We start from the raw sequence: 13,145 nt of genomic DNA, 5'->3' as shown, positions 1-13,145 counted from the left end.
TTCGGGTGAATGAAAAGATGACGCGATAGTAGACCGCTGCCGGGAGGGGAAAAATGGGCTAACGGCAATAACAGTTATATGCAGAAAGTGAAAATCAGCCCACCTGATAGAAATCGAGCATTACTCCATCCTGGGTCCGGCCACCGGCGCAGATAAACAGCGAGGTGGTTAGCCAGCTGAGCGCGGGGGTATCCACCTCGAAGGAGGGAACTGTGCGAAAATAGATGGCTTCTGGCGGAATATCGCTAAAAAAGCGCATATCATCGGCGAACAGCTGGTCATGATACTGGGCCGGCACCCGGCGGATGCCGTTGTTTTCCACATAGACTGTCCCTTCCGCCACCTGCAGGGCATAGCGGGCGGACAGCCTGCAGGTGCCGTCGGGGTCGATTATCTGGCTGTCGACGCCGCCGGGCAGCACGTGGCCGCGAAGTTGACCCGAGACGCTGCCGCCGATAATCGGGATCAGCTGGCGCTTACCGGTCTGCGGGCTGCGGGAGACAATTATCGGTTTATCAACCTGGATGGTAATGGAAAAACAGTGTCTGAGTTCGGGGGTCATTATGGCTCTCCTGTTTCGGTTGGTAACGGCACGCGGCCACCGCGCCAGTGTAACGGGTTTGCGAGAGACAAAATAACGCAGGGTTTGGATGAAAATGATTGGCTGGGATGATGGGTTTGGGGGGGGAGCTCAGGTTGGTATGGCGTGGCTTTGGGGGAGCAGAGGCAAACTGGCGGAAGATCACAGGAGTTGAACCTGCCCGGGACCGCTGGCGGCCCCAACTGGATTTGAAGTCCAGCCACCTCACCGGAGATGACGATCTTCCGCGCCTCGATTGCTACATGGAGGCGGGGCGCATTATAGCTACTTTCAGCCGTTTACCACATACCTAAACGCACTTTTTTACTGTTAAAACTGGACTTTACAGAACAGTCCTGGACAAATCCTCACAAAATCCGTGAGTTACACTTTTTCACTCCCTGATTCCCTACCACGATCACAGAAAACAAGAAACGTAATCTGATAACGAGATATCGCAATTCATCTTACTGCGGCAAAGGTTTACAAAAATCGTAACCGGTACCAATCCGCGGTGCCGCTAAGGGAATAGTGCGCATATGAAAGATCACATTTTGTCCGTCAAAGAGAAAATTGGTTACGGCATGGGTGATGCCGCCAGCCACATTATTTTTGATAACGTCATGTTGTACATGATGTTTTTCTACACCGATATTTTCGGTATCCCCGCCGGCTTTGTCGGCACCATGTTCCTGCTGGCGCGCGCGCTGGACGCGATTTCCGACCCGTGCATGGGCCTGCTTGCCGACCGCACCCGTAGCCGCTGGGGTAAGTTCCGCCCGTGGATCCTCTTCGGCGCTATCCCGTTCGGCCTCGTCTGCGTGCTGGCCTACAGCTCGCCGGATTTAAGCCACAACGGCAAGCTGATCTACGCCGCCGTGACCTACACGCTGCTGACCCTGCTCTACACCGTGGTGAATATCCCCTACTGCGCGCTGGGCGGCGTGATCACCGACAACCCCACACAGCGCATCTCGCTGCAGTCCTGGCGCTTCGTGCTGGCGACGGCGGGGGGCATGCTCTCCACCGTGCTGATGATGCCGCTGGTCAACTTTATCGGCGGCGAAGATAAAGCGCTGGGCTTCCAGGGCGGCATTGCGGTGCTGTCGGTGGTCGCCTTCCTGATGCTGGCCTTCTGTTTTTTCACCACCAAAGAGCGTGTCGAAGCGCCGCCGAGCAGCACTTCGATGCGTGAAGACTTGCGCGATATCTGGCGCAATGACCAGTGGCGGGTGGTTGGCGTGCTCACCATCCTCAATATCCTCGCGGTCTGCGTTCGCGGCGGCGCGATGATGTACTACACCACCTGGATCATGGGCTCGGCGGCGCTGTTCACCGTCTTCCTCACCACCTACTGCGTCGGCAACCTGATTGGCTCGGCGCTGGCGAAACCGCTGACCGACTGGAAATGCAAAGTCAGCGTCTTCTGGTGGACCAACGCCCTCCTGGCGGTGCTCAGCGTGGCGATGTTCTTCGTACCGATGGACGCCGAAATCACTATGTTCACCTTTATCTTCATCATTGGCGTACTGCACCAGCTGGTGACGCCAATCCAGTGGGTGATGATGTCCGATACCGTCGACTACGGCGAATGGTGCAACGGCAAACGTCTGACCGGCATCAGCTTCGCCGGCACCCTGTTTGTGCTCAAGCTGGGGCTGGCGCTGGGCGGCGCGCTGATCGGCTGGATGCTGGCCGGCGGCGGCTATGACGCCGCCGCTAAAACCCAGAACAGCGCCACCCTCACCATCATTATCGCCTTGTTCACCCTCGTTCCGGCGGTGTGCTACCTGCTGAGCGCGGTGATCGCCAAACGCTACTACACGCTGAAAACGCCGTTCCTGAAAAAAATGATGGCCGAGCTGGCCGAGGGCGCGCGTCGAAACGAACAAGATTTCACCGCAGCCCCGATCGATAAAGAATGGCAAAACTAAGAGGACGTTTTAATGAAAATCAGTGATGGAAACTGGCTCATTCAACCAGGGCTCAACCTGATCCAACCCGTACAGGTTTACGAGGTGGAACAGCAGGGGAATGAAATGGTGGTCTATGCCGCGCCGCGCGATGTTCGCGAACGTGCCTGGCAGCTGGATACGCCATTGTTCACCCTGCGCTTTTTCTCGCCTCAGGAAGGGATAATCGGCGTGCGCATGGCGCACTTCCAGGGCGCGCTGGATAACGGCCCGCACTATCCGCTGAACGTGCAGAAAGACATCCATGTCGAAATAGAAAATACGGCCGGGTTCGCCGAGCTGAAAAGCGGCAACCTCAGCGTGCGCGTCACTAAAGGTGAATTCTGGGCGCTGGATTTTCTGCGCGACGGCGTGCGCATCACCGGTAGCCAGTTGAAAAACAACGGCTACGTGCAGGATAGTAAGACCCAGCGCAACTACATGTTTGAGCGCCTCGACCTCGGCGTCGGCGAAACCGTCTACGGCCTCGGCGAGCGCTTTACCGCGCTGGTGCGCAACGGCCAGACGGTAGAAACCTGGAACGAAGACGGCGGCACCAGCACCGAGCAATCCTACAAAAATATCCCCTTCTATCTGACCAACCGCGGCTACGGCGTGCTGGTCAACCATCCGCAGCGCGTCTCCTTCGAGGTGGGCTCGGAGAAGGTCTCTAAAGTCCAGTTCAGCGTTGAAGGCGAATACCTTGAGTACTTCGTGATCGACGGCCCGACGCCGAAAGCGGTGCTTAACCGCTATACGCAGTTCACCGGCCGCCCGGCGCTGCCGCCGGCATGGTCGTTCGGTCTGTGGCTGACGACTTCGTTCACCACCAACTATGACGAAGCGACGGTGAATAGTTTTATTGACGGCATGGCTGAGCGCCATCTGCCGCTGCACGTCTTCCACTTCGACTGCTTCTGGATGAAGGCCTTCCAGTGGTGCGATTTTGAATGGGATCCGCTAACTTTCCCGGACCCGGAAGGGATGATCAAACGCCTGAAGGCGAAAGGGCTGAAGGTCTGCGTGTGGATCAACCCGTACATCGGCCAGCGCTCGCCGGTGTTCAAGGAGCTGAAAGAGAAGGGCTACCTGCTGAAGCGCCCGGACGGTTCGCTGTGGCAGTGGGATAAGTGGCAGCCGGGGCTGGCGATTTATGACTTCACCAACCCGGAAGCCTGCCAGTGGTACGCCGACAAGTTAAAAGGTCTGGTGGCGATAGGGGTCGATTGCTTCAAGACCGACTTCGGCGAGCGTATCCCGACCGACGTCCAGTGGTTTGACGGTTCCGATCCGCAGAAAATGCACAACCACTACGCCTTCATCTATAACGAGCTGGTGTGGAAGATGCTGAAAGAGACCGTCGGCGAGCAGGAGGCGGTGCTGTTCGCCCGTTCCGCCTCGGTGGGCGCGCAGCAGTTCCCGGTGCACTGGGGCGGCGACTGCTACGCCAACTACGAATCGATGGCGGAAAGCCTGCGCGGCGGGCTGTCGATCGGCATGTCCGGCTTCGGTTTCTGGAGTCACGATATCGGCGGTTTCGAAAACACCGCGCCGGCCCACGTCTACAAGCGCTGGTGCGCCTTCGGCCTGCTCTCCAGCCACAGCCGGCTGCACGGCAGCAAATCCTATCGGGTGCCATGGGCCTACGACGAAGAGTCCTGTGATGTGGTGCGCCACTTCACGCAGCTGAAATGCCGCATGATGCCGTATCTCTATCGCCAGGCGGCGCTGGCCAATGAGTTCGGCACGCCGATGTTGCGTGCGATGATGCTCGAGTTTCCGGACGATCCGGCCTGCGACTATCTTGACCGCCAGTATATGCTCGGTGATTCGGTCCTGGTGGCGCCGGTGTTCTCCGAAGCGGGCGAGGTGCAATTTTATCTGCCGGATGGGCGCTGGACGCACCTGTGGCATAACGATGAATTACCGGGTAGCCGCTGGCATAAGCAGCATCACGATGCGCTGAGCCTGCCGGTCTACGTTCGCGACAACACCCTGCTGGCGCTGGGCAACAATGACCAGAAGCCGGACTATGCCTGGCATGAGGGCACCGCCTTCCAGCTGTTCCAGCTCGAAGATGGACGCGAGGCACGTTGTGACGTTCCGGCGGCAGACGGCTCGACGATTTTCACCCTGAAGGCCAGGCGCCAGGGCAACACCATCGCCGTGAGCGGCGAAGGCGAGGCCCGCGGCTGGACGTTGTGCCTGCGCAATATCCCGCAGGCCGCGGGCGTGCAGGGCGGGACTCAGGCCGGCAGCGAATGGGGTATGGTAGTGAGCGCCGAGGGCAATACGCTGACGATTACCCTGTAAAACACCATCTTAACGGCTGCAGCCCTCTTCGCCCGGCGGAGAGGGTTTTTTATTCCATTTTTGTACAAAAAGTAACGTTCATTTCATAGTGGTGACTCAGGCCGCAGACGCTGTCGCCGAACGGTGTTAGCGTATTCTGCCGTTGAGAGGAGCCCGCCATGGACTTAGAAAATATCTTTCGTGACGTGAAGCTAAGCAAAACGGAAATGACCGTGCTGCGCTTTATTCAGAACGACCCGGAGCAGTGTATCCGCCAGGGAGTCCGCGCTGTGGCCGAACAGTGCTACAGCAACCCCTCTTCGCTGGTCCGGCTGGCGAAGAAACTGAAGTTCAGCGGCTGGCTGGAGCTGGTCTATTTCATCAAGTTCAATATCACCATGCCGAAGCTCGATGTCACCAACGATATCGACTACATGAGCGTTCAGCCGGAAGAAGCGCTGACGCTGCTGCTGGCAAGCCTTAAACAGCAGCGCATCCTGATCCACGGCAGCGGCTTTTCGCAGCTAATCGCCCAGTATATTTACAACAAGTTCCTCGTCACCGGCGTGAATGCCAGCCTGGCGCTGTGGCCGGATTATGAAATCCTCGAACAGAAAAACGCCGCCCGCTTCGACTCCATCTGGATCGTTTCTAAATCCGGGCGCAGCAGCTCGGCGCTTAACTGGGTGAAGGCCCTGGAGGGGAAGGAGATTAATCTGGTCTGCTTTACCGGCGACTATCAAAGCCCGCTGGCGCAGGCTGCGGATACGGCGTTTATTATTCACGACCCGCAGAAGTTCGACGATGATATTTACTGGAGCAACCCGTTTTTCGGCTACTGCATCTTAGGCTTTGAGCGACTGTTGAAGATGTGGTTTACCAGCCTACGCAGCAATAGTTAGCCCCCGCTAAGCGTAGCGCGAGTGTGGGAGCTCCCGGATGGCGGCTGGCGCCTTATCCGGGCTACCGGGTGATACGGCAATTTTGCCGGGTGTCGGCTTACGCCTGACCCGGCCTACATCAAATACAAACCGCTCCGTTTGTAGCCCGCTAAGCGCGGCGCGAGCGGGGGAGTTCCCGGATGGCGGCTGGCGCCTTATCCGGGCTACCGGGTGATGCGGCAATTTTGCCGGGAGGCGGCTTACGCCTGACCCGGCCTACATAAAACACAAACCGCTCCGTTCGTAGCCCCGCTAAGCGCGGTGCGGGCGGGGGGTGCTCCCGGATGGCGGCTGGCGCCTTATCCGGGCTACCGGGTGATACGGCAATTTTGCCGGGTGTCGGCTTACGCCTGACCCGGCCTACATCAAATACAAACCGCTCCGTTTGTAGCCCCGCTAAGCGCGGCGCGAGCGGAGGAACTCCCGGATGGCGGCTGGCGCCTTATCCGGGCTACCGGGTGATACGGCTATTTTGCCGGGTGGCGGCTTACGCCTGACCCGACCTACATAAAACACTAACAGCTCCGTTTGTAGCCCCGCTAAGCGCGGCGCGAGCGGAGGAACTCCCGGATGGCGGCTGGCGCCTTATCCGGGCTACCGGGTGATACGGCTATTTTGCCGGGTGGCGGCTTACGCCTGACCCGACCTACATAAAACACTAACAGCTCCGTTTGTAGCCCCGCTAAGCGCGGCGCGAGCGGAGGAACTCCCAGATGGCGGCTGGCGCCTTATCCGGGCTACCGGGTGATACGGCTATTTTGCCGGATGGCGGCTGGCGCCTTATCCGGGCTACCGGGTGATGCGGCTATTTTGCCGGGAGGCGGCTTACGCCTGACCCGGCCTACATAAAACACAAACCGCTCCGTTCGTAGCCCCGCTAAGCGCAGCGCGAGCGGGGGGGAATCCCATCGGCAATGCGGGTTACTGCCAGGCGGCGAATTGCTCATCGTCGAGATAGGCTTCGACCAGGGTTTTCGCCAGCGAATAGGAACCGATCAGCGGGTGCGCCATCAGCGCCCGCACCGCCAGCGATTTATCCTGCTGCAGGATTGCCGCCACCGCCAGCCGCTCATACTCCTTCACGCAGGAAATCATATTCTTCTGCGCCGTCGGTACCTTCACCGGCGTCACCGGCTTGAGGCCATCCCGGCTCAGGTCGCAGCTGATCTCGATCACGTCGTCAGGGCGCAAAAAGTCGAGCGTGTCGTGATTCTGGATCGATACCACGATACGCTTGGTGGTGGTGCTGTTCACCGCTTCCAGGATATCCAGCGCCACCCCGGCATAGCCGCCGGTGTCCGGCTCTTCGATAAACTGGCGCAGCGTCAGCGGTTCGCGGGTGTGGAATTTTTCCTGCTGCGACTCATTCTGCATATAGCTGTTTTCCCGGCGCAGGTAATGCTGCATCCAGATGGTGAAAGCGGCTTCCGGTTGCGTTCTGGCATCCACAGTGCGCAGCGCTTCGCGCATCTCCTGATTGATACGGGCGATCTGCTCTCCGCGCGTCTCGCCGGCATCCTGAATCGCCTTCAGCGCCACCTCTCGATAGTAGTAATAATAGAGATATTCATTGAGGAGCTGATTATCGCAAAGCCGCACCAACTCCGGGGAGAAGTACTGCATCGCCGTCTTCTGGTACAGTTCCGGGCTGGCGATCAGCCGTTCGGTTACCTCTTCCCCGCGTACGGTGAAGTGGGTAAACCATGAGAAATGGTTCAGCCCATAGCATTCCACGCTGAGGTCGCGTTCTTCACAACCAAGGATCGCCGGCAGTTCACGAATCAGCTCGGAGGGAGCATCGCAGATCCCATAGACCCGGCGCTTAAAACCGGACTTGATGATCGCTTCCGTCACCAGGCCTGACGGGTTGGTAAAGTTAAACAGAATAGCGTCTTCGGCGGCATGTTCTTCGATCAGCCGGCAATAGCGAAGGATCGCCGGGATCGAACGCATGGCCATCGCGAAACCGCCGGCGCCGGTGGTCTCCTGGCCGAGGGTGTTATGCTGTAGCGCAATGCGTTCGTCGCGAATGCGGCTTTCGTCACCGCCAACCCGTAGGGTGGTAATGATATAGTTGGCATCCTGCAGCGCCGCGACCGGGTCGGTAGTGGTACTAAACTGAATATCCGGGCGAATAGTATTAAATACATAGCGGGCAATTTCGCCAAATATCGCCAGATTATCAGCAGAGTTATCGAGAAAAACCACTTCTGTTAAACCAATGCGGTGAGCGTTATAGGCCAGAGATTTCGCTAAAAATGCAGAGCGAACGCCGCCCCCGCCTAATACGGTTAATTTCATACAAACTCCTCATTAATTTTCTGCTAACCAGTTATCAACCCGGGAACGTACCTGTCCCACTTTTACGCCATAAATAACCTGAACTTCATTACGATTTCGTACGACGCCGTTGGCGCCAGTATTTTTTAATTGCGCGTCATCAACCAGCGCCATATCGCGCACAGCCACGCGCAGACGAGTAAAACAATTATCGACGGAGAGAATATTCTCCTTGCCCCCGAGGCCGCGGATAATGTCATCGGTGACCGACTGCGGTTGCGCGACTTTCTGGCGGTACTCTGCTTTGCTGTAAAGCTTCACGTTCTCGTCATCTTCCCGGCCCGGCGTTTTCAGATTCAGCTTCACCACCAGGGTGCGGAAAATCACGTAGTAGACGGCGAACTGGCCGATACCAATAAGGACATAGCCCGGCCAGCGCGTTAAGGAGACCGGCAGCGGCAGGTTATAGATCAGAAACTCGATCAGGCCCGATGCTCCCCAGGGACGTACGGTGAAAATGTCGCAAATGGCTTGCGAGGCGGCGGTTAACGTCGCGTGGATCACCCACAGCAGCGGCGAGACAAACAAGAAGGTGAACTCGATCGGTTCGGTGATACCGGTCAGCATCGAGGTGATGATCGCCGGCAGCAGAATCGCCTTCGCCATCACTTTCTTCTCCGGTTTCGCGGTGTGGTAGAACGCCAGCGAGGCGCCCGCCAGGCCGAAGATGGTGGTCATCCCCTGCTGCGAAAAACGTAATGCGTCGTTCATGACCGGCGTCAGGTCGGGATGGCGCATATAAGCGAGGAAAATGGCCTGGGTCCCGGAGACCACCTGACCGTCCACGTTCAGGGTGCCGCCAATCTGGGTGAGCTGGAAGGGGGACCAGACGAAATGGTGCAGGCCGGTGGGGATAAGGAATTTTTCAAAGAAACCATAGACAAAGACCCCGGCGACCCCGGCATTTTTCATAAAACCGGTGAGCGCGGAGATGCCGTGGGTCATAAAGGGCCAAATCCAGGTAAAGGCGATGGCGTAGAAGATAACCACCGGCGTCATCGCCACCAGCGTCAGCTTGGCGCCGCCGTACATCGACAGCGCGCCAGGCAGCTCAATGGCAGAGACTTTATTGTGCACCCACGCAATCGTGCAGCCGAGAATAATGCCCAGGAAAACGCCCATATCCACCACCACAAAGCCCAGCAGCTGGGTTTGCCCGGTGCCATAATATTCACCGTTAATTTTTTCGGCGAGTCCGTGGGTGTGTTCCAGCCAGGAGTGGTTGGCGCCAAGAAACATAATGAAGCACATCACTGCAACCAGCGCGACTTCGGTTTTTTTATCCTTTGCCAGGCCATAGCTAATGCCGACGCAAAATAATAAGCCGAGGTTGCCAAATAAGGGCCAAAAGGTGTCGCCGAGCATTTGCCCAAGCTGATGTAAGAAACTGGTTTCAGCAATTAATGTCGGATTAGTTAATACTGAACTGAGGGCCAGAATTAAGCCAATGACCGGCAAGAACAATACGGCGCCGATCATGGCCCGAGAGAATTTTTGCATATTCTCCAGAATACGCTGACGTATTTCAGGCATGATTGATCCTTTTATATTTTTGTAGGTACAGGGAGCGGTCTTTTATCGACTTCCAGTAATTTGGTTATAGCAATTCTGATATTTGAAAGGAACCAGTTGCGCTAAATAGGTACAGATAGCCGCGTATTGCACACAGGTTTCAGGACTCGCACCCCAACCCCCTCCCTGAAAGGGAGAGGGAGTGGCCAGAGCGGAGTTTGTCGGAAAGCATGCCCTCTCACCGTGGGGAGAGGGCCAGATGAGGGGGATTTTACTGCGGCGCGGCGGGGGCGGGGCTGACCTCGCCGTTGCGCATGATTTGCGCCACCTGCTGTTTCTCCATATTCACGGCGCTGAGCTGCCCGTTGACCGTCGGCTTGAGCGGGGCATCGGCCTGCACGCTGCCGCTGGCGGTCAGTTGGAGATTGCCATCCCCGCTTATCGGTAGCGACGGCCAGCCCCAGGCCTGCAGAATATTCAGCGGCACGCCGCGGCCGGTAAAGCTCAGATTGACCTGGCGCTGCGGCAGCTGGGATACCGCGGCAGTGGCCTGCAGAATGCCGCGCTCGGTGAAGGCGCTAAGCTCAGTGATATTGACCATCGACGCTGTCGCGCTCAGCTTGAGTGACGGGCGGCGCACGTCGATCCGGTTAAAAGTCGCCGCCGCGGCGTTCAGCGTCGCGCTGCCGTTCCATACTCCCCAGTTGCCGTTTTTCACCAGCTGTAGCTCGCCGCCATAGCCATCGAGGGCGGTAATTTGCCACGGGAAGGCAGGATCCACATCGATGATCAGGTTACGGCTGGCGCTGAATTTTTTCAGCGTCAGGCTTTGCAGCCAGGCTGGCATCGGCGCCATCCACAGCTGTTTCCAGTTCGCCGGCAGCGTGTACTCCAGTCCGGCGAAGGCGGTGTCGTCGAGCACCAGCGCGTTACCAGCGCGCAGCCAGTTGCCGGAGGTGCGCACCATGCCGCCCTCCCAGCGCGAGGAGAACTGGCGCAGCGCAATGCCCTGGGGAGAGAATTCAGCATTCAGAATCGGGTCGAAGAAGTGCAGCGAGCCGTAGATAAATTCGCTGGCGTTCATCGACAGCGTGCCGTCCTGGCTCTGCCAGCCGCCGTGGCTGAGCGTCAGGTTGCGCAGGCTCAGGTCGAGGTCGGTTACCGCCCAGTCCGGCCCCTGCAGGCGGGCGTCGGTGATATCCAGGCGGCCAATCTGCAGAGAGGGGACCGTGGTTAACGGCGCGAAAAACTCGGCCAGCGAGGCGGGGCTCTGCAGTCGAATCTCATTGAGCTGGAGGTTATCCACCAGCCAGCTGCCGTCGGCGCTGCGTTTCGCATTGCCGGTTAAGGTGCCGCGGGCGACATCGGCGCCGAGGGTGGAGAGGGTCACTTCACCCTGATCAATCCTGCCCTGAATCAGAACGTTGCTGGCTTCGACGCCATTGAGCGTCATCGAGCCCGCGCTCATCTGGATCTGCGCCGTTTTCCCCAGCACATTGCCCGCTTCCGGCGTCCATGGACTGACGCCGCCGGTGACGCGCTGCGCGCTGAGCGCCCAGCCGGTTTCCGGGCTGTTGAAAGCCATGTTGCGCAACATCAGCCGGTCGGCAGCGAACGGCAGGTCTGCAGAGTGGGGTGACAGATTCAGAGTGCCGTCGTTAAGGACTATCTCATCCGCATGCAGCGGATCGCTAAACTGGCGGGTGCTGAAGCCAATATCGACCGTTTTTGCCACCAGGGTGGCCGGCTTGCCTTCCCGGCCAAAGGTGACGTTTTGCAACTGCACATGAAGAGGGGAGGAGAAATCGTGTTCCATCGCATCGAAGGAGACCTGCCAGCCGGTGCCATTGCTGAGCCAGGCGCTGGCCTGGCGGGCGCCCCAGTGGGTTTGCAGCAGGAACCACGCGCCAACAATGACGAGCAGCAGAGCGACTAGCAGCCAGAGAATCAGCTTTCCAAGAAATTTCATGGTCTTCCATTCTGTGAGATGCACATCACCGTGTTATGCCCGATTTAGGCGCACTTCTCAAGGCGGGCGTGGTTTATTTCCGTGATGAGGCAGGTCGTGGAAAGCGTCCCGGCCAATGGCGCGACCGGGAGCGCGTCAGATCAGGCTTTTTCTGGCGGGAAAATTAAATTCAGAACAATCGCTGTGATACCACCGGCGGCAATTCCCGAAGAGAGCAGGTTTTTCAGCCAGTCTGGGGCGAACTGCAGGATTAACGGCTGCTGCGACACGCCGAGGCCCACTGCCAGCGACAGGGCGATAATCAGGATCGCCCGACGGTTCAGCGGCTCACGGGAGACGATGCGCACGCCGGACGCGGCAATGGTGCCGAACATCACCAGCGTGGCGCCGCCGAGCACCGGCTCAGGGATGTGCTGCACGAAGCCGCTCACCGCCGGGAACAGACCGAGGACGATCAGCATCAGGGCGACCACGAAACCGACGTAGCGGCTGGCAACGCCGGTCAGCTGGATCACGCCGTTGTTCTGGCCGAAGCAGGAGTTCGGGAAAGTGTTGAAGACCGCGGAAACAAAGGAGTTCAGGCCGTTAGCCAGCACGCCGCCTTTCAGGCGCTTCATATACAGCGGACCGGAAACCGGCTGTTCGGAGACGTCCGAGGTGGCGGTGATATCGCCGATGGTTTCCAGAGAGGTGATCATAAACACCAGCATCAGCGGCAGCAGCAGGCTCCAGTCGATGCCGAGACCATAGTAGAGCGGCGTTGGCACGGTGATGAGGCTGCTGTTGGTCGGGGCGGTATTGGCTGGCAGCATATCGAGGAACCATGCCGCCAGATAGCCCGCCGCCATGGCAATCACCAGCGAAGCAATGCGCAAATAGGGATTACGCTGGCGGTTGAGAATAATGATCAGCGCCAGCACGATGCCCGCCAACAGCAGGTTCTTCGGCGCGCCGAAGGTGTGGTCGGCCATCGCCGCGTAGCCGCCGCCGATGGAAGTCAGTCCGACCTGAATCAGCGACAGGCCGATAATCATCACCACCACGCCGGAGACCAGCGGGGTAATGATGCGGCGCGCCAGGTGCAGGACGCGGGAGAGCACCATTTCCGTGCAGCTGGCCAGCATCAGGGTGCCGAACAGGGCGGCCATCATGGTGGGGACGTCGGCGCCGCCGGTTTTCAATGCGGTACCGCCCATGATCAGCGGGGCGACAAAGTTAAAGCTGGTGCCCTGGATGGAGAGCAATCCGGAGCCGACCGGGCCCCAGGCTTTGATCTGAATAATAGAGGCGACACCGGAAGCGAACAGCGACATGCTGATGATATGTTGGGTATCTTGCGCCGGGAGACCGAGAGCCTGGCAGATTAACAGCGCTGGAGTGATCACCGCGACAAACATCGCCAGCAGGTGCTGGAAGGCGGCGAACAGGGTTTGCGGTAGCGGTGGGCGATCTTCGAGGCGGTAGATTAATTCGCTAGCTGATTTATGCGCAACCGGTTGCGCATTTTCTGACTCTGCGGTGTTAACGGACATCACAAGCAATCCCAAGGTGGCAAAGCG

The 13,145-nt window shown here is 58.5% G+C and carries 8 protein-coding genes and 1 tRNA gene; 3 read left to right on the top strand and 6 right to left on the bottom strand.

Features of this window, described 5'->3' with window-relative positions; genetic code table 11:
• Nucleotides 1-94: 94 nt before the first annotated feature.
• A complete protein-coding gene (locus tag N438_RS18655) occupies nucleotides 95-562 on the bottom strand; it encodes a DUF3237 domain-containing protein (protein ID WP_023323392.1) in 468 nt (155 codons plus the stop codon).
• A gap of 170 nt (nucleotides 563-732) precedes the next feature.
• Nucleotides 733-827 (bottom strand) — tRNA-Sec (locus N438_RS18650).
• 292 nt (nucleotides 828-1,119) lie between these two features.
• Between N438_RS18650 and N438_RS18645 the strand changes: the two genes are divergently transcribed.
• From N438_RS18645 to N438_RS18635, 3 genes are all read left to right on the top strand, one after another.
• The gene (locus N438_RS18645) at nucleotides 1,120-2,514 is read left to right on the top strand and encodes a glycoside-pentoside-hexuronide family transporter (protein WP_012967040.1); all 1,395 of its coding nucleotides are present in this window, start codon (nucleotides 1,120-1,122) and stop codon (nucleotides 2,512-2,514) included.
• Between the two features lie 12 nt (nucleotides 2,515-2,526).
• Nucleotides 2,527-4,845, top strand: coding sequence for an alpha-xylosidase (gene yicI / locus N438_RS18640; protein WP_116696408.1), 2,319 nt, complete (start codon nucleotides 2,527-2,529; stop codon nucleotides 4,843-4,845).
• 158 nt (nucleotides 4,846-5,003) lie between these two features.
• On the top strand, nucleotides 5,004-5,726 hold the full coding sequence (locus N438_RS18635) for an SIS domain-containing protein (protein WP_016161976.1): 723 nt from the start codon (nucleotides 5,004-5,006) through the stop codon (nucleotides 5,724-5,726).
• Nucleotides 5,727-6,686: 960 nt separating this feature from the next.
• On the opposite strand, the gene N438_RS18630 is transcribed toward N438_RS18635, so the two are convergent.
• The 4 genes from N438_RS18630 to N438_RS18615 form a co-directional block, all read right to left on the bottom strand.
• Nucleotides 6,687-8,066 (bottom strand): glycoside hydrolase, encoded by a 1,380-nt coding sequence (locus N438_RS18630; protein WP_049152664.1) that lies wholly within the window; start codon nucleotides 8,064-8,066, stop codon nucleotides 6,687-6,689.
• Nucleotides 8,067-8,078: 12 nt separating this feature from the next.
• On the bottom strand, nucleotides 8,079-9,638 hold the full coding sequence (locus tag N438_RS18625; RefSeq protein WP_008806806.1) for a PTS transporter subunit EIIC: 1,560 nt from the start codon (nucleotides 9,636-9,638) through the stop codon (nucleotides 8,079-8,081).
• 250 nt (nucleotides 9,639-9,888) lie between these two features.
• Nucleotides 9,889-11,586, bottom strand: a complete 1,698-nt coding sequence (locus N438_RS18620; RefSeq protein ID WP_008806807.1) for an AsmA family protein — start codon at nucleotides 11,584-11,586, stop codon at nucleotides 9,889-9,891.
• A 140-nt stretch (nucleotides 11,587-11,726) separates the two neighbouring features.
• Entirely contained in the window at nucleotides 11,727-13,118 is a 1,392-nt protein-coding gene (locus N438_RS18615; protein WP_008806808.1) for a uracil-xanthine permease family protein, read from the bottom strand.
• Nucleotides 13,119-13,145 lie beyond the last annotated feature (27 nt).

It is taken from the genome of Klebsiella sp. GL120222-02 (assembly GCF_003097195.1).
GTDB classification, from domain to species: Bacteria; Pseudomonadota; Gammaproteobacteria; order Enterobacterales; family Enterobacteriaceae; genus Klebsiella; species Klebsiella variicola.
The sequence above is the reverse complement of the archived record's forward strand: the minus strand, read 5'-3'. Positions and strand labels throughout refer to the sequence as shown.